The sequence below is a fragment of the Ignavibacteriales bacterium genome (assembly GCA_026390595.1).
Classification (GTDB): Bacteria; Bacteroidota; Ignavibacteria; order UBA10030; family UBA10030; genus UBA9647.
The window spans coordinates 101,565-123,518 of sequence record JAPLFQ010000006.1 but is presented as its reverse complement, the minus strand read 5'-3'; the positions used below and the strand labels follow the sequence as shown (position 1 = coordinate 123,518).

The following is a 21,954-nucleotide window of genomic DNA, read 5'->3' as shown; positions in this document are numbered from 1 at the left end:
CATTGTGGACGGTCAGATCGAAAAGGAAAGCTCTCACGCTCTTTACGGCCTGTCATTCACCAATACCAAGAACCTCGTTATCGGCACAGAGCGAAACAATTCCCGGTTCTTCAAAGGTGATCTCGATGAAATCCGGATCTACAACAAGGCACTGGAATCCACGCAATTGACATCGGTTGGCAGCTCGAATTTGCCGCAGTCCTTCTTCTTGGATCAGAACTATCCCAACCCGTTCAATCCTAGCACTACCATCGAATACCATTTGACTAGCCGGGCGAAAGTAGAGATCGGTATCTACAATTCCCTCGGAATGTTGGTGAGGGCGCTGGTTAGCGAAATAACCAGCGCAGGAAATCATAGGGTAATGTGGGATGGAAGAGACAACTCGGCTCAGCAGGTTTCAAGCGGTACTTACTTCTATCAACTCAAAGCTGGCGGCTCATTCCAAGCGAAAAAGATGCTACTTTTGAAGTAGTATCTGGTGACAACTGAGGGATCTGTCCCGTTTCTTGACGTTAGACAGGTGTCGAACCCGGCCAAGCAAATCGGGGTGGCTTGAATCGGCCACCCCGATTCCATATTCTCGCAATCTACCTTCCTGTTTTCAGTTTCTCAGACCAAATCCTCAACTTTGCCCCTAAAACATCCCACTCAAACGTGCAATAGGCCCTTTCCTGATATGTAACCGAACCTAACATATGGCTTGCGATATGTTCGTTTTTTGCTATCTTTGTTACATACACTCTGTCTACGAATTACCGGAGGCATATGAAATTCGATCCGAATCGTCCGTTTGACCTGCCATTGCTCCCACCTGCGCTGAACCTCAGGCACGAGCAGTTCGTGGATATTATGCTGAAGACACGCACGGAGCTGGGCGAGCTGAATGGCTACTCGTACTCACTCCCAAATCCCTTGCTGCTGCTGTCTCCTGCTGTCATAATGGAATCGGTGGCAAGTTCTAACATCGAGAATATCAACACGACGATGGAGGAAGCTCTGCAGGCTCAACTTTTCCCGGAAGCTGAGCAGAAGACATCCGATAAGGAGGTCCTTCGATACAGGGATGCGATTATGTGGGGGTTCAAAAGCCTGAAGAAGATTCCGATCTCGACGAGATTGATTCTTGGCATACACAAAGAACTGATGCCCGATCAGAGCCCGGACTACCGCAAGACACAAAACCGCATTGCGAACAGCTCTTCGGGGACAGTCATCTATACACCTCCACCGGCAAACGAACTCCCTCGACTGCTCAGCAATTGGGAGCAATTTGTTAACAAGGATCATGATGGCATTGATCCACTTGTCAGGGCGGCGATTGCACACTGCCAGTTCGAGGCTATCCATCCGTTTGGCGATGGGAATGGTAGAACCGGCAGAATTCTAATGGTCCTGCAATTGATCCAGCAGGAGTTGTTGTCTCTTCCGATCCTCTACATAAGCGTGTACATCAATAAGAACCGGAGCGAGTACTACAGATTGCTCCAGACAGTTCGGACGGATGAAGGCTGGCACGACTTCATTTTCTACATGCTCAAGGGATTTCACCAGCAGGCGAGGGAAACCAAAACAACGCTCCTAAAGATCATGGAGCTGCTGGAGACGACACGAGAACACCTCAAGCAGAAGCATCGGAAAATCTACTCGGCTGAATTGGTTGAAGCTATGTTCGCTCTTCCTATTATCACACCGGTGAACCTTGGCAAGAAGTTGGATGTGAACTACCGGACGGCGAGCCGTTACCTTGTAGAGCTTGCAAGCGGTAAGGTCCTCAAAGAGAGTTACGTGGGGAAGTACCATCTTTACGCGAACATGCCGCTCTTGAAACTACTCAAGGCGTGAGTCGAGGCTGAGGCAATGACTTCTGTTATCCAAGCGGCCACCGAGACATCAAAATCGGCCAAAAACCATCCGGCCTGTCTTGCGGGGGAGCATGCCTGTTTGCCCCGACTTGTTTACCCCGACGTCCTGAGCGAGTGCAACGAGTCGAAGGAATGTCGGGGTTAACCCCGAACTCTTCCTTCGGGGTCCCGATTTATCCCGATGCTCTTCTTCGGGGTGTTGCCGATCGAAATGCATTCAATCGGGGTCCGCCCGAAGATTGCGGGGGAATCGGTGGATACTCATTCCTGTTGCCAGCTCTCTCGGGACCGAAGACTGCCGATGAGCGAGATCTGGTGCAGTGGGCCGGCGATTTCGATCCGGAACAGTTCGATCTCGATGCAATGAAACGACCCTCCCTTATGTCAGGCGTCCCTCGCAGTGTGAGCCGACTTTGGTATAACCAGCGTCAACTAGAGCTTTTCGGAATTGGCTGGACGGGCATCGTTGCCGGTGTCAAAGCCGTTCTTGGTCTATTTTTAGGGTTTTCCCCCAGTTTCCTCCTGCGAAGTTAATAACATTTTACTTGCATAATAACATCATCTATGTTATTATGCAATATAGATGTTATTAAAGGCCATCAAATGACTCCGCTCATCAGAAAATTCGAGCTGTACTGCCAGCAAGTTCTCGGGATCAAAACAGAGGCGGTCGCGTGGAACAACGCCGCGGGATTACCCCTATACCTCCGAGAGGCCTATGACTTCTATGAAGTAGATCTCAAGAAAAAAATCTTTCTTCTCGCTTCCGACAAGAAGAGGGAGGAGAGGCCCCCGGTCGCGCTTCAGAAACAATTAGCCCAGCTTGAGCAACGAGCGAGCCTCCCGGTGGTGTACATGCGGCCGAAAATCACCAGCCACAACCGGCATCGCCTGATCATGCACCAGGTGCCGTTTGTCATTCCGGGCAACCAGCTCTATCTCCCCATGTTCTGTATCGATCTGCGCGAACGGTTCGGAGAAGAACCCGAGGTACGAGCGGTGATGAGCCCTTCGACTCAGGCATTGATGCTGCACGTACTTCACACGGGGGCGACAGTGCCGATGAACCCGGGCGAAATGGCGCGCCGGCTTCACTACACCCCCATGACGATGACGCGCGCGTTTGCAGAGTTGCAGCAACTTGGGATTGGTGAGCAGATCGCGAAAAAGAAGAACCGCCAGCTCACCATTGGTATGAAGGGGAAGGAGCTATGGGAGAAGGCTATGCCATTGATGCGCTCCCCCGTGCGTGCGCGTATATATGTGGAGCAGGCTGGACTCCGCGAAAAAATGAACAAGGCCGGATTAACCGCCCTTGCGCTCTATTCAATGATCGCAAAACCGGCAATCCCGGCGTATGCATGCGCGATTGAGAGATGGAGAGAAATCCGGAAGGACCTGAAAGTTGTTCCGGTTGCAGACTCTGGCGTCAACCAGGTGGAATTGTGGACCTACCGTCCCGAGCTGTTCGCAGCGCAAGGGATTGTCGACCGCCTTTCTCTGTACCTCTCTCTGCAGGATGAAGATGATGAACGGACTACCGCCGCGCTTGAGGGAATGATGGAGGAAATACAATGGTAGAGGGACTTGCACTCTTCGCCGAGCATTTCAGCTCTCTTCGCGATCAGTATATTCTCATCGGTGGAGCGGCGTGCGACGTGCTGCACGAAGAAGCCGGACTCCCCTTTCGGGCTACAGAAGATCTCGACATCGTACTCTGCGTTGAGTCACTTGATAGTAGGTTTCCCACCGCGCTGTGGGATTTCATCCGCCGTGGCAACTATGAAATTCTGGAGAAGAGCAGCGGCCGGCCGATATTCTATCGATTCAACTCTCCGCGTGTGGATGGCTACCCGGCCCAGCTTGAGCTCTTCTCAAGAAAGCCTGAGGAATTGCAGCTCCCCGAAGTTGCCCACATCGCGCCCATTTCACCTGACGGCACAGCCGCGAGCATGTCGGCGATCCTTCTCGACGATGCCTACTATGGAGTTTTGAAAGAAGGACGGATTGAAGTTTCCGGCATACCCACGGTGCGATCCGAGAACCTGATCCTCCTGAAAGCACGGGCGTTCCTCGATCTGACTGCGCGAAAGACAAAGGGAGAAGAGGTCAAGGGAAATGACATCAAGAAGCACAAAAGAGATGTCTTCAGGCTGTATCGTTTGGTCGAGCCCGATCTGTCCTTGTTAATCCCCGGCAACATCCAAGCTGACATGCGGGAATTCCTAAAGGTGATGGAGAGGGAAGAGATCGATCTCAAATCGCTTGGAATCGAAGGCCAGGACAAAGCCTCTATTCTGAACACGCTGGCAAAGTTCTACCGGATTACGGATTGGAAATCCGCCTCGCAAGAAGGAGCAACGGCTGTATGAAGAAGAAACTCATCGCTGTCGGCCTTCCGCTTGACATCGTCAACAAGACTGCCAGAGAAGAAGAGCCCGTCCCAAGACGCGGGCACCTCAAACCCCTCACTATTGGCGGGCTCGCCGACCACTTGCTGCAGCTAGGGCGGTTATCTTCGCTCAACTCGACGACGATCCCTCGAGTCATCCTGACATCTTCCCTAACGAACGAGCACAGGAGAGAAGGATCGGTTGAAGTACATCTATGATTTTGGTGATGGATGGGAACACGACCTCATCGTTGAAAAGATCGTTGAGCCCGAAATCGGCAAACACTTCCCGGTCTGTCTCGCTGGCGAGCGCGCATGTTTACCCCGACTTGTTTACCCCGACGTCCTGAGCGAGTGCAACGAGTCGAAGGAATGTCGGGGTTTACCCTGAACTCTTCCTTCGGGGTCCCGATTTATCCCGAAGCTCTTCTTCGGGGTGTTGTAGATCGGGATGCATTCGATCGGGGCCCCCCGGAGGATTGCGGGGGAATACCGGGTTACGAGATGCTTCTGACGGCCCTCTCGGGCCCGAAGACCGCCGATGAACGCGATCTGCTGGAATGGGCCGGCGATTTCGATCCGGACCAGTTCGATCTGGATGCAATCAATGCCAGACTGAAAAGGATGAAACTTGCTCACGTCTGCCGTCTGCCAGCTGCAATCAGCCATCTAACAAGGCCAATCACTCCAATACTCATCTACACACATACTTCTTACGTCTACCGTCTCCCTTCTTCGTTCTACCGTCTCACATCTACCATCTTACGTCTCACTTTTTTGTACGTACTTCCACCTACACCCCTTTGTACGTGTCTTCCGCACGTTGATTTTCAGGCAATGTTTTTCCTCATTTGGCAGGAAATGTGGAAGGCAACGCCACTTCCGCATTCGAAAACCCGCCCTCTGTCTTCGCTGCAGGGCGATCGCGGGAGATATTCAGGACAGCAAAGCAATGATCCGATAGTTATGACAAAGAAGAAAACACAACAGCTGCCAACCGGCAGCCAGTACGATGGCCTTTTGTCCTCCGTCACCGACCTGCTGCAGCAGGCAAGGCGATCAGGTGCACGAGCCATCAACGCCATCCTCACAGCCACGTATTGGGAGATCGGGCGCAGGATCGTGGAGTTTGAACAGCAGGGACACGGAAAGGCAGCGTACGGGGAACAAGTCATCGATAGATTGGCTGAGGATCTGACAAACCGGTTCGGTCGAGGGTTTGGTCGGCGAAATCTGTTTCAGATCAGGGCTTTCTTCCTGGACTGGAACCCAGGTTACATACGACAGACGTTGTCTGGCAATTCCGGAATTGTGCAGACGCTGTCTGCACATTCTGAGGCTGCGATGACAGCGAAAATGCAGATCCCGTCTGCACAATTTACGCTTGAAGAACTTAGCGTTGCATTTCCCCTCCCATGGTCACAGTACGTTCGCCTCCTTTCCGTCAAGTCTCCTGAGGCACGTGCCTTCTACGAATCCGAAGCCATCCGCGGTGGATGGTCAGTCCGGCAGTTGGATCGGCAGATTGCAGCGCAGTTCTTCGAGCGGACGGCCCTCTCCAGGAACAAGGCGGCAATGCTGACGAAAGGTTCAAAGCCTCAACCCGGAGACAAGCTCACACCCGAAGAAGAAATCAAAGATCCATATGTCCTGGAATTCCTCGGGCTTAAGGACGAATACTCAGAAAATGAGCTTGAACAGGCGTTGATTCTTCACCTGGAACGTTTCCTCCTGGAGCTCGGCGGCGACTTCGCATTCATCGGCAGACAGAAACGACTCAGAGTCGGAAACGAATGGTACCGTGTCGATTTGCTCTTCTTCCATCGTAAGCTGAAGTGCCTCGTCGTTATCGATCTGAAGGTCGGCAAGTTCACACATGCAGACGCCGGACAAATGCATCTCTACCTCAACTATGCACGGGAACATTGGGTCAATGATGGTGAGAATCCTCCGGTGGGACTGATACTGTGCGCTGAAAAAGACTCTGCCGTTGCAAAGTACGCTCTTGAAGGCCTGCCCAACAAGGTGCTTGCAGCAGAGTATAAGCTGGTGTTGCCGGATGAGAAAAAACTCATCCGCGAGATCGAAACCACAAGAAAGAAGCTCAGTCGTGGGGGGCAGTGAACTTTAACGTATCCACGATCGGTGAAACGTGTGAGGTGATCGTTTGTGCAACAAGCTGTTGCACAAATACTGTAAGGAAACCAGCGTATGCCAAAAGCTCCTAAAGTTCTCTCGCAGTCTTCCATTTATCAGATGAAGATAGTCCTCGACGATATCCAACCACCAATATGGCGAAGATTTCTTGTCGCAGGCGACACAAAGCTCAGCAAGCTCCATCAGGTTCTCCAAATAGTCATGGGGTGGGAGGACGCCCACCTGCACGAGTTCAGGGCCGGAAAGGTTTCGTTTGGCGAGCCGAGCCCGGATTACCTTGGCAAAATGCTCGATGTGAAGAAAGTGGATCTTCGTGGGGTGGCACAAGATGAAAAGGATCGCCTGAAGTACATCTATGATTTTGGTGATGGATGGGAACACGAGCTCATGGTTGAAAAGATCGCTGAGCCCGAGACCGATAAACGCTATCCGGTCTGTCTGGCGGGCGAGCGCGCCTGTCCACCGGAGGATTGCGGGGGAATACCGGGTTACGAGATGCTCCTGTCAGCTCTCTCGGGACCGAAGACCGCCGATGAGCGCGATCTTGTGGAATGGGCCGGGGATTTCGATCCGGACCAGTTCGATCTCGATGCGATCAATGCCAGATTGAAAAGGATGAGATGAAACCCGGTTGGCGAACGCTCCCGATTCGGAATTTCTGCCTCGGAATGTGCGATGCTCGCCACTCCGATTTGTTGGATCAACGTTGACAGGAACCATTCTCGGTTTCTTTTTCTGCTCGACCCAAGGCAATCCTCCTTATCTGCCGTCAGAATTCTCTCATCTGCCAGCTGCGAACTGCAATCTCCTGCTCTCCCTACTCATTTACCCGCATACTCTATACTTGATACTCCCTCCTCAGTCTGCCATCTGCAAGCCGCTATCTGCCAATCCCCCCGTCTCCCTTCTCCCGTCTAACGTCTTACGCTTTGTACGTATTAGTACCGACACCCCTTTGTACGTATTTTCCGGACATTGATTTTCACGCAAAGATTGGCGTCAATGGAGAATAGCCCTTCTAGTCTAGGATGCTGACGAACTTCTGGGATTATTTTTCAAAGATGATCATGGCAATAGAAACCACGTGGCAGGCCACGAGGGTTCGGAATGCTCATGACTGAGTCCACGGTTACCTTCAATTTATGGCTGCAACGGGTAACAGCGAACTGCCGAACGCCATCACGGACAACTCAATCTGCAGTTTTGCCTTGAGAGATCATCCTAAATGGCTGTGTTCTATTGTGTTAGGCCTGATCACAAAAAACGGATTGAGACGTGTAAGATATTTTTGTTATAAATAGCGTGATGTGACATGAAATGACTACTATTGAGCAGCTTCTTCGAACGCTAGGGCCATCTCTCTCCTCAACTTTGTGCGCCGAGCTTGTGAGCCGAGATGGAGTTTCCAACGACGCTGCCAGGAAAAGAATTAGCCGCGTCGGCACTGACGTCAGGCGGCTGGGCGGCGTCCGACTGAGAAACCGTGAGAGCATTCTCTTTCTTGACGAACACCTTCAAACTGAGGAGTTTCATCAGAAGTTGGCCCAAATTCTGAAAAGCACGAACGGCGCTTACGCAAACGCAATAAATGGACTCAACACGCGCGGTGGCATCATGCCGGTGAATCTTTTTCCAACATTCTCGGGCCTACCCATTCGAAGATCCAAAGGTCATTTGATGCACTGTCATGTAGAGGAAACGTTGGTGAATAACGGCATTTTAAATCGATTCAGTGCCGGCGGAGAAGACCTCATCGCCCTGTCAACTATTTCCGAGCTTTCGACTCATCATAAGGCATTGCTCATAGTAGAATCGGTGGTAATTTCATCTTTCCACGATTGGCTAACAAAAACCGCGGCAACGTCATTTGGCACAACCGCTGTCAGAGGAATTAAAGGTCCACAATTCGGCCCATTTCAGTGGGATATTGTAGGGCCAAGTTACCTTACCGGTTTGACAGATTGGGCCGAACGGAGAAAGATCAATGGATTCATCGTCGCCGATTTTATTCTAGATCGACAAATATCGCGCGATGACTTAACACCATTCCTCTCAAAAGTTGATGTGTTATTGCATCAAAGACATCGCCGATTCATTGCTATGCTGATAGCGGACTCTTACGCTACCGACGCACTCAATGAACTGAGAAAACGGGGCATACTCTTGGCCCGTCCGGCAACGTTCTTTGGCGAGGAACTAGCCCATGACCTTCGCCAACTCATCCTGACAATTGAGAATGCCGCTGCAGCTGTCGTGAATGATCCTGAGAACGTTTTCGCTCTTCTGAAACGGATCGCTCGCATCGAAGGTGCTTCGCTGAACCTCCGAGGGGTTCTCTTGGAGTTCATTGTTGCTCGCCTATATTCTAATGATGGGTACAACATAGATATGCGTCAACAGATAGTTTCTCCTGTTGATAGGAAGCCTGCGGAAATAGATATCAAGGCTGTGAAGCCGAACGAGGTGGTCTGCATAGAATGCAAAGCAAAGTTGCCCAACAATCAAGTCACGGCGGCAGAAATAACTGAATGGCTCGCCACGCCTCTCACAAGGATCAAAGGCTGGCTGAATCGTGCTGATTCCCTCCCGCAGGTGAAGAGATTTGAATTCTATAGTTCGTCAGGCTACGACGAACAAGCGACGACGCTGATCGAGAAAGTGCAAAAGGAACATCAGAAGCAACCCATTCGTTTTTACAGCGGCGCCGATATTGATTCAAAACTGCATCAAGCCAACCTCGGGTCTATTCGTGAGATCTTCAATGAGCATTTCAAGCCATAGCAAATCGCAGCTGCAGTTTAGTCCAAGCGACGTGAGCATAAATCTGGATCGGAGTCCAAGGCGGCGTAACACCTCTGACAAATCGGGGTCGCCTCTGGCCACCCCGATCCTTCACTCAGAGTCTCCAACTCCTCTACCCGTCATGCCGATGCCGCCCGCACCCACCATGACAATCACCAGCACCATGACGACGAGAATCGCAATGACAATGATGATTACGACGGCAAGCATGCCGCTCGTGCCGACCGGGAACTCATCTAAATCGATTTCGTCCGCGCCTCGATTTTCTCCCCAATCACTTCGAGGTTTGTCGGTGTCACCGCTTCCCAAAGAACTCTCTCCGGGAGGCTGTTCTTTAGCCGTTTCGCCACGTCGTCGTGACCTTGAGTCTTAAGAATGCCGATAAAATCCACTCTCAACGACTCCCTCAGTGCCGGTCTCATCTTCTCGAACCTCTCATCTTCAAATGCTATTAAAGCGACCATTCGATCGACGTCTTGTAGATATGTCAACGGGTGTTGCGCCCCGTCCAAGAAACACCGAGCCAGCAACTGGAGCCGTTTCGAGACTATTCCCCAAGCAATCGGATTCCTGAAAGGGCGCGGCTCGTAGTTGCTTCTGAAATTCTGGATGGCATCCCTAGCCGCCTTATCGCTCTTCGCTGAGTCCAAACCCGAATATCTCTCCAGAAGGACTATCATCTGCCCTAGAGCTTCCAGCAGGGTAACCTTTTCTGTCCGGACAGCTAACTCTCGGGCAAACAGCGTACCCATTGCACGAATTACTGTGCTCACGTCCCGTGTATCGACTATCCTGCTTAATTCGTGAAGATCATAGAGTTGCTTCGGTATGTCGTCCTCGCGCTCCGGAGGTATTCCGACACTTCCCTGCGCAAGCGTGAGGAGTTTGTCCCCAAGCAGGGCTGAGGCAGAAATGCATCGTGGCTTGAATGCAAGAGGAACGACGAACGCAGCTGCTCCCTCCAGTTCAACCACTGGTAGCTCAAGTGTGTCCATCAAGTGGAAGTCCAGCTTGATATTGATCGGCGCTTTTGCAGTCACGGCTGGGACCGTCACATAGTACGTCTCAAGGGGAAGAACGGTCTTAGGGTTCAAGGGAGTATGTTTATTGAATTTGAAATAGAGATCATCCTCGCCAAGATCCCTATGTATCGATGCAAGCACATCCGGTATCCCTGAGGCAGAACCGAGATAGATCACATCAATATCGACGCTGGTTCGTTGTCTTTCAGGAGCCAAATACAACTGCGCCGCTGCTCCGCCCTTCAGGGCTACCCGCTCTCCCAACCTTCGCTGCAATTGCCCAAAGAGCTCGAGATCCCACAAAAACGTCTCGACTTTTATCGCTTGCGTAAAATGGTACTGTGTATGGCGTGCTGCAATGTGATCCCGCTCGAAGTAATTTCGATTGTGGATAAGAGCGTCGTAGTTTATCATCGTTCTATTGCCTCTAGAGTCTTCAGAAACTTCCGAGCGAGTTCGCTTGAGATCCTTGACTTGGACCCTCCAGGGAACTCAATAATATGCTTCATCTCCTGCCTGATCGACCGGTCGTGGGCATAGCGCAGCATTTGTGACGTGTTGAGGGAAAGCGAGGACCGCATATTGAGATAAATGTGAGCCACCTCCTGTATTGAGAACGGTATCAGTTCGCGCGTCGCTTCGACATACAGATCGACAAATGCCCTTTCGATGGAGGCAAGTGAATCACTCACTCCTAATCGGCTTGTTTTTTCACGCAACACAACAAGCTCGGATCTCTCTGGAATGATTTCGAGCACCTTCTCGATTTCTTGCCGGGTCGGGTCTAGTACAGGTGTGAAAGATGATTGTTTGAGTACAGACTCTGCCCAAGATCCTGCCCCCGTTCCCGTATAGATCATGTGCAATATTCTCGTGGGCTGATGTTGAACAAACGGCAATAAGATATCCATCCCCGTCAGTACAAATGATATCCCCCCTTGTCTCAGGTCATCGATTGCCCTTGCGAGTTCGCCGCTTAGGCTCGGCGTTCTCAGGGATTGGCTCTTCTGATCAAACGTGTAAATCCCTCTCTCCACCCTGGCGATTCCCCCAGCTCTCGAGAGATTGCTCAGTATCCAGAGAGTGCTCGATCTTTTGAGCCCAAGCGTTTTGCACGCGTCGTCTACAGAGAATCGCTTCTTATGGGACAAAGTGATTCGCAACGTGGCAAGTTTCGTTTCAATGTTGTTGTTCAAGAAATCTATTCTCCTCAGATTTGTACTCTTCGCATTTGTGCCTTTCCTACTGTACTCAACTTTGTGGTAAATCACGGTTGTACCTCAAAGCTTTGCAAGCACACAGGTTGTACTCAAGTTTGTGGTACATCACGTTTGTACCACAATCCTTTGCAAGTACGCTAATTGTACTCAGAATATCAAGGTAATCCGATCTGATGCAAGAGGACGCAAGAGTCTAGCGGAGTCCTGCCAACTTAGTAAGTGCTGTACTCAAAATTAACTTGACAAAACACAATCCATACAGTATATTAGTAGCGACGGTACTCGAAAACATAATCATGACATATATCAAAGAAATCGCAAATCTGAGAAGCGGAGTTTTCACCAAGCCCACGGGCCAGGCCGAGGCATTCTACCTTCAGGCTGGTCACTTCGACGCGGAGGGCAGGTTTGATCCCAGGGTCAAGCCGGCTCTTGAGGTTACACAGAAGCTTCAGAAAGATCTCCTCACTCGGAGCGACATCCTTTTTGCCTCCAAAGGCTCACGCAACTTTGCAGTCGTGCATGACGACACAATCGGACCCGCAATAGCATCGACCTCATTCATCGTGATCAGGGTAAATCCGACATATCAGGAACAGGTTCTTCCTGAGTATGTCTGCTGGTTCATGAACCAACCCCAAACACAAACGCAGATAAAATCCTTTGCAAAGGGGACGTTTATTCCGGCGGTTACCATGAAGTCCATCGCCGACTTGAAGATCTCCATCCCTGATCTCGAGACACAGCAACTTATTCTGGAAGTCTCAGCGCTTCGCTACAAGGAGAAGCACCTTCGCACTGAGATTGATACTCTGACAGATCAGCTCTTACAAGAAAAACTCATCACCCTTGCTCATCAGGAATAGCCCATCCCATGAAAAACAAAATTACAAAAGTCGACATCACTGGCATCGTCTGGAGAGCATGTGACACCTTCCGGGGAGTCATTGATCCTTCGCTGTACAAAGATTATGTCCTGACAATGCTGTTCCTCAAATATGTGAGCGATGTCCACAAGGACATCTACGCCGGCTACATGACAAAATACAAGAATGACAAAGAGCGTGTAGCGCGTGCCATGAAGCACGAGAGGTTCGTCGTCCCGAAAAACTGCACGTTCGATTACCTGTTTGAACATCGTAACGAATCAAACGTCGGGGAGCTAATCAACATCGCGCTGAGCGGCCTCGAAGAAGCAAATCGCGGAAAACTCGGTGGTGAAGATGGCTCGGGGATCTTCCGTAGCATCGATTTCAATTCCAATAACTTGGGCGACGTAAAAGATAAAAACGCACGCCTCAAACACCTGTTGATCGACTTCAGCATCGACGAGCTCGATCTCCGTCCCTCCCATTTAGAGGGGCGTGATATCATCGGCGATGCGTATGAATTCCTTATTGGCAATTTCGCGTCAGACGCTGGCAAAAAGGCCGGTGAGTTCTATACTCCGCCGGCGGTCTCCACGCTCATCGCTCGGCTAACGAGGTCTGCGCCCGGAGCACGGATTGCGGACCCGACTTGTGGTTCCGGTTCGCTTCTCATCAAAGCTGGCAAGGAAGTCGGTTCAGATAACTTCTCGCTTTTCGGTCAGGAAGCAAACGGTAGCACTTGGGCCCTGGCGGTCATGAATATGTTCCTTCACGGCTTTGATAACGCGACCGTGCGCTGGGGTGACACGCTCCGAAACCCGAAGCTCAAGGAGGAAGACTCTCTCATGAAGTTCGATACTGTCGTAGCGAATCCTCCTTTTAGCCTGAAGAAGTGGGGTGTCGAAGAGGCCGCCAACGACAGATACAATCGCTTCTGGAGAGGCTTACCCCCGAAAAGCAAAGGCGATTGGGCTTTTATCAGCCACATGATTGAAACGACATACGAAGGAAAGGGAAAAGTAGGTGTTGTTGTACCACATGGAGTTCTCTTCCGGGGAGCTTCAGAGGGGGTGATACGCCAGAAGACCATCGAAGAAAATCTTCTCGAAGCCGTGATCGGCCTCCCATCCAACCTCTTTTTCGGGACCGGCATTCCGGCTGCCATCTTGGTTTTCAATCGTGGCAAAGGAAAGAACACCAATGTGCTGTTTGTCGACTCGAGCCAGCGTTTTGAGGCGGCGAAGAACCAGAGCTTACTTCGCGATGACGATATCCAACACATTGTTGACACATATCGCCGCTTCAATTCACTTAAGCTTCCCGCTGGAGTAGTAGAGAAGGGGTTTTCATACGTCGCCACTTTTGATGAAATCAAGGCCAACGAATTCAACCTCAACATTCCTCGGTATGTGGACACTTTCGAAGAAGACGCAGAAATTGACATTAGGGCAGTTCAAGAAAAGATTGACAAGTTGGAAAAGGAGCTGGCGAGCGTTCAGAAGGAAATGAAAAGACACTTGGCTAAACTGGGACTATAACAACCATGTCAGTCACTTCAATTTCACAAGCAAATAAACTCATCCTCTGGGGCAAAGCCGCCGGCAGATGCGAATATGATGGCTGCAACAAATCACTTTACATTGACGGCCTCACCAAATACGAATTCAATCAAGCCTACATAGCTCACATCCTCGCCGATGAACCTGGCGGACCCAGAGGAGACGCCGTTCTATCACCTAAACTAAAGAACGATTTATCAAATCTTATGTTGATGTGCGACGAACACCATCGTCTTATCGATAAGGTGGATGTGGCCGGCCATCCAGCTCCGCGGCTTCAAAAAATGAAACATGATCACGAAGCACGAATCGAACTGCTCACTTCCATCAGAATCGACAAGAGAAGCCATGTGATATTCTACGGGGCAAAAATTGGGGAGCACGGAACACCCCTCACCACTTCAGAAGCGTACGCGGCTTTGTTGCCCAATCGTTATCCAGCACAAACCAGGCCTATCGAACTGGGTCTCAAGAATACCTCTTGGCAGGACAGGACTCCTGAGTATTGGCTGATAGAAAATCAGAACCTTGAGGCACTCTTCCGACAAAAGGTCGCCACGCTCAAGGGCAATGACGAAGTTCAGCACTTTTCCATATTCGGCCTGGCACCACAGCCCCTCCTGATTCGATTGGGGACGCTTCTCTCTGATATCTATCCGGCAGATGTTTACCAACGGCATCGCGAACCTTCAACTTGGAATTGGCAACAAGAAGCTGAAACAAAAGAGATCCTCCTCCTCGAGCCAAAGCAAAGAATCGGCATTCCAGTGCTGAAAGTGTCACTGAGCGCAACGGTTACGGATCAGCGTATACATGATACCTTGTCAGACAAGTCCTGCATCTGGACAATCACGATCGACAATCCGAACAACGACTTTCTCAAGACAAGAGAATTGCTCACGCAATTTCGCATGATCTGCCGTCGGGCATTCGATCGCATTAAAGCCGCACACGGCGAAAAGTCACAGATTCATGTGTGCCCCGCAATGCCAGTTTCTGCAGCTGTTGAACTTGGTAGGGTCTGGATGCCAAAGGCAGACCTTCCTCTAATCATCTACGATCAGAATCAGGCAACAGGTGGCTTCACTAAGGTGATGGAAATTAGCAACTCCAATAGGGGTGACAGTGGTGACGCAGGCTCACAAAGCGAACAGGGGGGAATATGCTAACATCGGAACAGTCTAAGCAATTTGGCGACATCTTGGAAGAACTCGGCAAGACTCTAGACATAACGAAGAGCCAACACGATGCAGCGGTTACGAGCTATCAGTTTGTCGGCGATTGGCTTGCGCGTGAAGGCTCCCCGCTCGCGAAATATCTTCCGGAGATCTTGCCTCAGGGTTCCTTTCTCTTCGGAACAATGACGAGACCGGAGAATGAGAATGACGAGCTCGACATCGATGTTGTTTGTCGATTTGAAGGGAAACAGCCCGAGTGGACGCAATTTGATCTCAAGAACATAGTGGGAAACCGACTCAAGGGGAACGAAACCATAAAGAAACTCCTCGTCATTCCTGACGGTAGAAGGTGCTGGACACTTCGTTACGCAGATGCTTCTAAGTTTCATGTCGACATCCTCCCCTCGCTCGTGAGCAGCGGTTACAAATTAGTTCTCGAGAAATCTCTTCGTACTTTCGCGGCAGCTGGTTATGAAGAATTAGCCATTCGCATCACAGACAAGGAAGAGAGTAACTATAGGACTGCCATCGAACCCGAGGCATGGTTGAAAAGCAATCCCTTCGGATATGGAATTTGGTTCGAACGACAAGCATCGCTCACCCTTGAAAAGTCGGCGAGACTGAGTGAGTCAGTTCAGCCAGTTCCCGCGTATGGAACGGATAAACTACCGCTCCAGAGAGTTGTTCAAATATTGAAGCGCCATCGGGACATGATGTTCAATGGCGACAAAGATAAACCTATTTCCATCATCATCACAACCCTGGCTGCAATGTCATACGCCAAGGAGACCAATGTCTCAGATGCCTTGGTCAATGTGGTCAGAACAATGCCAACCCATATCGGAGAATTGTATTCACCTGTTCACCGAAAGGTCGTGAAGCACATCCCAAACCCGGTAAATCTCGAGGAGAATTTCGCCGACAAATGGCCGACTGAGCCTCAGAAGGAAGCCAATTTCTACAAGTGGATGGGGCAAGTGGCAGCTGACATCGACCGCACATTTGCCCAGACGGGCATGGACAGGATCCGTGAATCTCTTGAGAAACCGTTCGGGAAAAATGCGGTCATCAAGGCGTTTAGCAACTACGGAGATAATCTTCGCCGACTCAGGGAAACCGGGGCACTCAAGATGGCTGCAGTAACGGGAGTCCTAGGAAATGCTGGTTCATCCGTGAAGGAGCATAGCTTCCATGGTCGGTAACCGAAAGCGCTCGTTGAATTTCGCCATGCAGGAAGCCAGAATACGTTCATTGTTCCCTGGCTCCCACTTGTCTTTACATCACAATCAGTTGGTATGGACCCACACAGTCACTCCATCGCCTTTGAGCAATTCATACGACATTGAAGTGATTTACCTTCGGGGCCAACATCCCGATGTCTACGTCGCCAGTCCCAAACTCGATTTGTTTCCTGGTGAATCCAGACTGCCACATGTGTACAGTACTGAGGAACAGCGACTGTGTCTCTATTACCGGAGAGCGAGGGAATGGAATTCCGGAATGTACATTGGCGATACCATCATTCCCTGGACATCCGAGTGGCTGCTCCACTATGAGATCTGGCTCGCTACTGGCTCGTGGCATGGAGGTGGGATCCAGCATATCCCCGAGTCGGAAAAACAATCCATCAACCAGCAGATCGAGTTCGATGATAGTGAAATCAAGCGCTAAGGCAACTCGGACAGCCGTAGCTCGTAGGCGCGGATACAGGCACACGCCCCTCGGATGGATTCCGAATGAATGGGACTTGAAGGCATTGTCCAAAGGAATAGATCTCTTCTCGGGTCAGCATGTCCTTTCGGAAGACTGCAACACCTCTGGTATCGGAGTCCCCTACCTCACCGGCCCCGCCGATTTCTCAGAAGGGGTCATTAAATCCACAAAGTGGACAGACAAGCCAACAACAATTTGTAGGAAAGGTGACATCCTGATTGTTGTTAAGGGAGCTGGGTCTGGAAAAATTGTAGAAGCGGACGCTGACTACTGCATCAGCCGCCAATTAATGGCCATCCGAGCAACCGGCTGGAATAACGATTTCCTTCTTCAATTCCTGAGGTCAAGAGAAAGACGATTCGAAAGTGTTTCGTCAGGTCTCATACCGGGACTAAGCAGAAATGATTTGCTTCTTGGACTTGCGCCAGTTCCCAGCTTGCAAGAACAAAAGGCCATAGTGGAGATTCTGCTGACATGGGACGCCGTCATTTCCAAAACAGCGCAGCTGATCTCTGAAAAAGAAGGACGCAAGAAAGCTCTCATGCAACGACTACTCATCGGCAATATGCGATTGCCGGGCTTCAGGAGAAATTGGTCCACCGTGGTCATTGGCGAGGTCGCCTCTCAACTGGCAATCAAAAACCCGACCAACAAGGATCTCGTTGTACTTTCTTGCACAAAGCATGATGGACTCGTCCCTTCGCTTGCGTACTTCGGCAGAAAGATGTTCAGCGACAATCTCAGCACCTACAAAGTTGTTCCGAAAGGCGCCTTTGCGTATGCAACCAATCATGTCGAAGAAGGTTCCATAGGTTATCAGGCATCATATAGGGAAGCACTTATCAGCCCCATGTACACCGTATTCAAGACAACCAAATCCGTGAACGACGAATTTCTATTTGCTCTCCTAAAGACCCCGAGGTACATACACCAGTACAAAAAAAGGATGGAGGGCTCAATTAACCGGAGGGGCGGGCTGAGGTGGGTAAAATTCTCGAAGATCAACTTGACGCTTCCGCCAATGGATGAACAAATGGCTATCGTTGCCGTCCTCGGATCGACCGACATGGAACTCGATGTGCTTAAACGGAAACTCGAAGCCCTTATCGAGCAGCGGAAGGGCCTGATGCAGAAACTGATGACCGGTCAAATACGAATTAAAACGAGTTGATCATGCAAACACCCTCTTTCAAAGAAGACCACATCAGTCAAATCCCTGCGCTACAATTCCTGCAGAACCTCGACTTCACGTATTTAACCCCTGAAGAGGCTCTGAAGCAGCGCTCTGGAAAGACATCGAACGTTCTCCTTGAGGGAATTCTGCGCAAGCGCTTGGAGACACTCAACACCTTCCAGTACAAAGGGAACGCCTTCGGATTCTCCCAACAGAATATCCAGGCCGGCATCGAGGCGCTCAGGGACCTTCCACTGCAGGAGGGCTACATGGCCACCTGCGAATATGTCTATGATCTGCTCACGTTGGGAAAAGCTCTGGAACAGACGATCGACGGTGACAAGAAGAGTTATACGCTTCAGTATGTCGACTGGGAAGATCCTAAGAATAACGTCTATCACGTCACCGAAGAATTCCCAGTAATGCGCTCAGGAAGCGATGAGCACTACCGTCCTGACATCGTTCTTTTCGTGAACGGTATCCCCTTTGTTGTCATCGAGTGCAAACGCCCCGACCTGAAAGACTCCCTTAAACAGGCAATATCACAACATCTGAGAAACCAGCAAGAGGATGGTATTCGCCCCCTTTATGTCTATGCGCAGCTGGTCATAGGGCTTGCAACAAATCATGCAGCATACGGAACCAACGCCACCGAGGAAAAGTATTGGGCGAAATGGGACGAACGGCTCGAAGAGGATGAGGCACGTAAAACCTACAAGGAATCGCTTCACCTTTTAAAGAATAATCCTCTGACACCCGATCAAAAAGCACTCCTCTTCGCCGAGAGGTTTCGATACGTCCGGCAATACTTTGACGAGCTCGAAAAGACAAACCTGATCCCCACAGCCCAGGATGAGTATCTTTTCGGACTCTGCAAACCTGATCGCCTTCTCGACCTGGTCCACAATTTCATCATCTTCGAAGCTGGTGTCAAGAAGATCGCTCGCTACCAGCAGTTCTTCGCCCTGAAGAAGACGATGAACCGGATCCGGACAATCGAAAACGGAACTCGCAAAGGAGGTGTCATTTGGCACACCCAGGGAAGCGGCAAGTCGCTGACGATGGTAATGTTGGCTCAAGCCATCGCTCTGGATGAATCGATTATCAATCCCAAAATACTCCTTGTCACAGACCGCGTCGATCTCGATGAGCAGATCACCGGTACGTTCAAGAAATGCCGAATGGTCGTTCAGAATGCCGCCACCGGCCAGAACCTCATCGAGCTTCTTGAGAGTAAAAGTGACGCTGTCATCACAACTATCATCAACAAGTTTGAGGCAGCGCTCAAGAACGCCAAGAGATCATTCGACTCGCCGAACATCTTTGTCCTGGTCGATGAGGGCCACCGCACTCAGTATGGGTCTTTCAATATCCAAATGCGAAAGACGTTGCCAAACGCATGTTTCGTTGCAATGACCGGCACCCCGCTCATGAAGAGGGAGAAGAACACCGCAACCAGATTCGGCGGACTTATCGACACTTACACAGTGGATGTCGCTGTCCGGGATGGAGCCGTCGTTCCACTTCTCTACGAGGGAAGACATGCAATTCAGAAGGTGAATGAGAAGCCTATCGACACGTACTTCAGGAAAGTCTCAGAGCCACTTACTGACTATCAAAAATCGGACCTAAAGAAGAAATTCGCCCGCGCAGAGCAACTGAATGTCGCCGATCAGAAGATATATGCCATCGCATGGGATCTGAGCACCCATTTCCGCGACGCCTGGCAAGGAACTGGCTTCAAGGGGCAGCTTGTCTGCCAAAGCAAGGACTCCGCGATCCGCTACAAGAACTATCTCGATGAAATCGGAATCGTCTCCACGGAAGTTCTGATTTCACCGCCGGATGATCGCGAGGGTGAAGATACAGCATACGGCAAGAGTGTCGGACGCGTGAAGGTGTTCTGGGACCGCATGATGCAGGAGCATGGAACGCCGAAGAAATATGAGCAGAACGTCATCAGCCGGTTCAAATATCAGCCGAAGCCGGAAATTATTATCGTGGTCGATAAACTTCTCACGGGATTCGACGCCCCAGCCAACACCGTTCTTTACTTGACAAGGAACCTCAAGGAACATGCACTCCTGCAGGCGATCGCTCGAGTCAACCGGGTCTACCCGGGAAAGGACTTCGGGTACATCGTTGATTACTACGGCGTGCTGAGCGAACTCGATCAAGCTCTGCAAAACTACTCTGGACTGCAGGAGTATGATCACGAAGATCTCGCCGGCACGGTTACAAATATCAAGGAGGAGATCAAGAAACTACCACAGAAGCATTCGGAGGTATGGGATATTTTCAAGACCGTCGCGAATAAGAGAGACGAGGAGGCCTTCGAACGTCTACTCCGCGATGAAGCGTTGAGGGTGATGTTCTATGATCGCCTGTCGAGCTACTCCCGTGCCCTCAAACTGGCCTTATCAACGATCGAATTCCACCATGATACCGCCGAAGACACGATGAAGAAATACAAAGACGATGCTGCGTTCTTCCTCGGTCTCAGGTCTTCCGTCTCGCGGCGTTATTCCGATGTGATAGACTATTCGGCATACGAAGACCAGATCCAAAAACTGGTCGACAAGCACATCCAGTCCGATGAGGTCAAGCCGATCACTCGGCTTGTCAATATCTTCGATACGGATGCTTTCCAGCACGAATTGGAGGAAACGATCGGTGAGGCTGCCCGGGCCGACAAAATCGCATCGCGCACGGAACGGCACATCACGGAGAAGATGGATGAAGATCCCGCTTTCTACAAGAAATTCTCCGAAATGTTGAAAGAAGCCATCAGAGCATACGAGCAACATCGCCTGTCGGAGGCACAGTACCTGGTGAAGACCAAAGAGATCATGGATGCAGTGATATCGCACACAGACAAAGACATTCCATCAGAGTTGTTGAACCACGATATTGCAAGAGCCTTTTATGGTATTTGTAGCACAGGGCTCGAATCAAAGATCCAGGATGATGTTATCCTGAAGCAGGTTAGTATTTCAGCGGCGCTTACGATCGACGCAACGATGCGTGAGTTGGTATTCGACGGCGGTAAGCCGATCATCGACTGGCAGGACAAGACCGACATCACGGGCCGGATTCTCATATCCATCGGCGATTTCTTGATCGACGAGGTAAGGGATAAGTATGAGAAGGACCTCTCGTTCGACGAGATAGATGAGATCGCCGACAGATGCCTGGAAGTCGCGAAGGTGCGCTACAAATGACAAAGCGAAGTATTGAATTTGGCTCGAAGAAGATTGAGTACTTGCTGTTCTTCAATCATCGGAAGACTCTGGGAATTACCGTCACTCCGGAGTTGCAGGTCTTGGTAAAAGCTCCTGCAGGTGCTCCCGCGGTCAGGGTTGATCAGATTGTCCGAAGGCGGGCTCCTTGGATCCTGAAACAGCGAGACTACTTCCTTGCATTCTATCCCAAGCAACCTCCAAAGCGATACTTGAGTGGAGAGACCCACCTCTACCTTGGAAAGCAATACCGGCTTAAAGTCAAAAAGGGGAAAACGGAGTTAGTGAGACTCATTGGAAAGTACTTCACTGTCGTGTCGCACAAGCCATCGGATGTAAAATCCCTGATGAAGGAATGGTACTGGTTTCATGCCGAGTGTCGGTTCGAAGAAATCCTGGAAGTGTGGCTCCCCCGTTTCCGAACGATGCATGTTCAACCTACCGAACTCCAACTTCGAGAAATGCCCAAACGATGGGGAAGTTGCACCACCAAGGGGAAAATCATACTAAATCCTGAACTGATCAAAGCTCCAAGACGCTGCATTGAATACGTTATCGTCCACGAGCTTTGTCATCTTGTTCATAGGAATCATAATCGAGACTTCGTCGACCTTCAGGCACGGATATTGCCGGATTGGGAACTCTGGAAGGATCGATTGGAGAGGTTTCTCGCTTGAGTGCTTCCCTTTAGTCGCCGCCCTCGATTACATGACAAATATTCCATTATTGCATAGAGTGAGCCTTCTGGAAGATCTTGATCGAGC

20 protein-coding genes are annotated in these 21,954 nt (G+C 50.5%); 17 read left to right on the top strand and 3 right to left on the bottom strand.

The features are described from left to right. The 6 genes from NTU47_02420 to NTU47_02395 form a co-directional block, all read left to right on the top strand. Window positions 1-475: T9SS type A sorting domain-containing protein (locus NTU47_02420; GenBank protein ID MCX6132643.1), on the top strand; the 475-nt coding region annotated here is incomplete at its 5' end. 293 nt (window positions 476-768) lie between these two features. Beyond that, the gene (locus NTU47_02415) at window positions 769-1,845 is read left to right on the top strand and encodes a Fic family protein (GenBank protein MCX6132642.1); all 1,077 of its coding nucleotides are present in this window, start codon (window positions 769-771) and stop codon (window positions 1,843-1,845) included. A 152-nt stretch (window positions 1,846-1,997) separates the two neighbouring features. After that, window positions 1,998-2,399, top strand: coding sequence for a hypothetical protein (locus NTU47_02410; GenBank protein ID MCX6132641.1), 402 nt, complete (start codon window positions 1,998-2,000; stop codon window positions 2,397-2,399). A 69-nt stretch (window positions 2,400-2,468) separates the two neighbouring features. Next, a complete protein-coding gene (locus tag NTU47_02405) occupies window positions 2,469-3,446 on the top strand; it encodes a hypothetical protein (protein ID MCX6132640.1) in 978 nt (325 codons plus the stop codon). Continuing rightward, on the top strand, window positions 3,440-4,237 hold the full coding sequence (locus NTU47_02400) for a nucleotidyl transferase AbiEii/AbiGii toxin family protein (GenBank protein MCX6132639.1): 798 nt from the start codon (window positions 3,440-3,442) through the stop codon (window positions 4,235-4,237). Before NTU47_02405 ends, NTU47_02400 begins: the two co-directional genes overlap by 7 nt. Then, entirely contained in the window at window positions 4,234-4,476 is a 243-nt protein-coding gene (locus NTU47_02395) for a hypothetical protein (GenBank protein ID MCX6132638.1), read from the top strand. The genes NTU47_02400 and NTU47_02395 overlap by 4 nt, the downstream gene beginning before the upstream one ends. A 114-nt stretch (window positions 4,477-4,590) precedes the next feature. Here the strand turns inward: NTU47_02395 and NTU47_02390 are convergent, their stop codons facing one another. Continuing rightward, the gene (locus tag NTU47_02390; GenBank protein MCX6132637.1) at window positions 4,591-4,896 is read right to left on the bottom strand and encodes a hypothetical protein; all 306 of its coding nucleotides are present in this window, start codon (window positions 4,894-4,896) and stop codon (window positions 4,591-4,593) included. A 327-nt stretch (window positions 4,897-5,223) separates the two neighbouring features. Between NTU47_02390 and NTU47_02385 the strand changes: the two genes are divergently transcribed. The 3 genes from NTU47_02385 (at window position 5,224) to NTU47_02375 (ending at window position 9,195) form a co-directional block, all read left to right on the top strand. Further along, window positions 5,224-6,381, top strand: a complete 1,158-nt coding sequence (locus tag NTU47_02385) for a PDDEXK nuclease domain-containing protein (GenBank protein ID MCX6132636.1) — start codon at window positions 5,224-5,226, stop codon at window positions 6,379-6,381. 87 nt (window positions 6,382-6,468) lie between these two features. Further along, window positions 6,469-7,038: a plasmid pRiA4b ORF-3 family protein gene (locus NTU47_02380; protein MCX6132635.1), complete on the top strand. Its 570-nt coding sequence runs from the start codon at window positions 6,469-6,471 to the stop codon at window positions 7,036-7,038. A 693-nt stretch (window positions 7,039-7,731) separates the two neighbouring features. Continuing rightward, complete coding sequence (locus NTU47_02375; GenBank protein MCX6132634.1) at window positions 7,732-9,195, top strand: hypothetical protein; 1,464 nt, start codon at window positions 7,732-7,734, stop codon at window positions 9,193-9,195. Window positions 9,196-9,452: 257 nt separating this feature from the next. On the opposite strand, the gene NTU47_02370 is transcribed toward NTU47_02375, so the two are convergent. Further along, complete coding sequence (locus NTU47_02370; protein MCX6132633.1) at window positions 9,453-10,652, bottom strand: nucleotidyl transferase AbiEii/AbiGii toxin family protein; 1,200 nt, start codon at window positions 10,650-10,652, stop codon at window positions 9,453-9,455. Then, on the bottom strand, window positions 10,649-11,434 hold the full coding sequence (locus NTU47_02365) for a hypothetical protein (GenBank protein ID MCX6132632.1): 786 nt from the start codon (window positions 11,432-11,434) through the stop codon (window positions 10,649-10,651). Before NTU47_02365 ends, NTU47_02370 begins: the two co-directional genes overlap by 4 nt. A gap of 320 nt (window positions 11,435-11,754) precedes the next feature. Between NTU47_02365 and NTU47_02360 the strand changes: the two genes are divergently transcribed. The 8 genes from NTU47_02360 to NTU47_02325 all read left to right on the top strand — a co-directional run bounded on the left by NTU47_02360 (window position 11,755) and on the right by NTU47_02325 (window position 21,867). Next, on the top strand, window positions 11,755-12,324 hold the full coding sequence (locus NTU47_02360; GenBank protein MCX6132631.1) for a restriction endonuclease subunit S: 570 nt from the start codon (window positions 11,755-11,757) through the stop codon (window positions 12,322-12,324). 8 nt (window positions 12,325-12,332) lie between these two features. Continuing rightward, window positions 12,333-13,865: a type I restriction-modification system subunit M gene (locus NTU47_02355; protein MCX6132630.1), complete on the top strand. Its 1,533-nt coding sequence runs from the start codon at window positions 12,333-12,335 to the stop codon at window positions 13,863-13,865. Between the two features lie 5 nt (window positions 13,866-13,870). After that, window positions 13,871-15,055 (top strand): SAVED domain-containing protein, encoded by a 1,185-nt coding sequence (locus NTU47_02350; protein ID MCX6132629.1) that lies wholly within the window; start codon window positions 13,871-13,873, stop codon window positions 15,053-15,055. Beyond that, the gene (locus NTU47_02345; GenBank protein MCX6132628.1) at window positions 15,049-16,266 is read left to right on the top strand and encodes a nucleotidyltransferase; all 1,218 of its coding nucleotides are present in this window, start codon (window positions 15,049-15,051) and stop codon (window positions 16,264-16,266) included. Before NTU47_02350 ends, NTU47_02345 begins: the two co-directional genes overlap by 7 nt. A 145-nt stretch (window positions 16,267-16,411) precedes the next feature. Further along, window positions 16,412-16,735, top strand: coding sequence for a hypothetical protein (locus NTU47_02340; protein MCX6132627.1), 324 nt, complete (start codon window positions 16,412-16,414; stop codon window positions 16,733-16,735). Continuing rightward, entirely contained in the window at window positions 16,713-17,948 is a 1,236-nt protein-coding gene (locus NTU47_02335; protein MCX6132626.1) for a restriction endonuclease subunit S, read from the top strand. The genes NTU47_02340 and NTU47_02335 overlap by 23 nt, the downstream gene beginning before the upstream one ends. A 2-nt stretch (window positions 17,949-17,950) precedes the next feature. Further along, on the top strand, window positions 17,951-21,172 hold the full coding sequence (locus NTU47_02330) for an HsdR family type I site-specific deoxyribonuclease (GenBank protein ID MCX6132625.1): 3,222 nt from the start codon (window positions 17,951-17,953) through the stop codon (window positions 21,170-21,172). Next, window positions 21,169-21,867 (top strand): SprT family zinc-dependent metalloprotease, encoded by a 699-nt coding sequence (locus tag NTU47_02325; protein MCX6132624.1) that lies wholly within the window; start codon window positions 21,169-21,171, stop codon window positions 21,865-21,867. The genes NTU47_02330 and NTU47_02325 overlap by 4 nt, the downstream gene beginning before the upstream one ends. Window positions 21,868-21,954 lie beyond the last annotated feature (87 nt).

Bases quoted from the DNA above. Each gene is read 5' to 3' on its own strand.
- NTU47_02415 (MCX6132642.1), top strand. From the start codon at position 769: ATGAAATTCGATCCGAATCGTCCGTTTGACCTGCCATTGCTCCCACCT.
- NTU47_02395 (MCX6132638.1), top strand. From the start codon at position 4,234: ATGAAGAAGAAACTCATCGCTGTCGGCCTTCCGCTTGACATCGTCAAC.
- NTU47_02405 (MCX6132640.1), top strand. From the start codon at position 2,469: ATGACTCCGCTCATCAGAAAATTCGAGCTGTACTGCCAGCAAGTTCTC.
- NTU47_02370 (MCX6132633.1), bottom strand. From the start codon at position 10,652: ATGATAAACTACGACGCTCTTATCCACAATCGAAATTACTTCGAGCGG.
- NTU47_02350 (MCX6132629.1), top strand. From the start codon at position 13,871: ATGTCAGTCACTTCAATTTCACAAGCAAATAAACTCATCCTCTGGGGC.
- NTU47_02360 (MCX6132631.1), top strand. From the start codon at position 11,755: ATGACATATATCAAAGAAATCGCAAATCTGAGAAGCGGAGTTTTCACC.
- NTU47_02325 (MCX6132624.1), top strand. From the start codon at position 21,169: ATGACAAAGCGAAGTATTGAATTTGGCTCGAAGAAGATTGAGTACTTG.
- NTU47_02335 (MCX6132626.1), top strand. From the start codon at position 16,713: ATGATAGTGAAATCAAGCGCTAAGGCAACTCGGACAGCCGTAGCTCGT.
- NTU47_02375 (MCX6132634.1), top strand. From the start codon at position 7,732: ATGACTACTATTGAGCAGCTTCTTCGAACGCTAGGGCCATCTCTCTCC.
- NTU47_02400 (MCX6132639.1), top strand. From the start codon at position 3,440: ATGGTAGAGGGACTTGCACTCTTCGCCGAGCATTTCAGCTCTCTTCGC.
- NTU47_02330 (MCX6132625.1), top strand. From the start codon at position 17,951: ATGCAAACACCCTCTTTCAAAGAAGACCACATCAGTCAAATCCCTGCG.
- NTU47_02345 (MCX6132628.1), top strand. From the start codon at position 15,049: ATGCTAACATCGGAACAGTCTAAGCAATTTGGCGACATCTTGGAAGAA.
- NTU47_02355 (MCX6132630.1), top strand. From the start codon at position 12,333: ATGAAAAACAAAATTACAAAAGTCGACATCACTGGCATCGTCTGGAGA.
- NTU47_02380 (MCX6132635.1), top strand. From the start codon at position 6,469: ATGCCAAAAGCTCCTAAAGTTCTCTCGCAGTCTTCCATTTATCAGATG.
- NTU47_02385 (MCX6132636.1), top strand. From the start codon at position 5,224: ATGACAAAGAAGAAAACACAACAGCTGCCAACCGGCAGCCAGTACGAT.
- NTU47_02410 (MCX6132641.1), top strand. From the start codon at position 1,998: ATGTCGGGGTTAACCCCGAACTCTTCCTTCGGGGTCCCGATTTATCCC.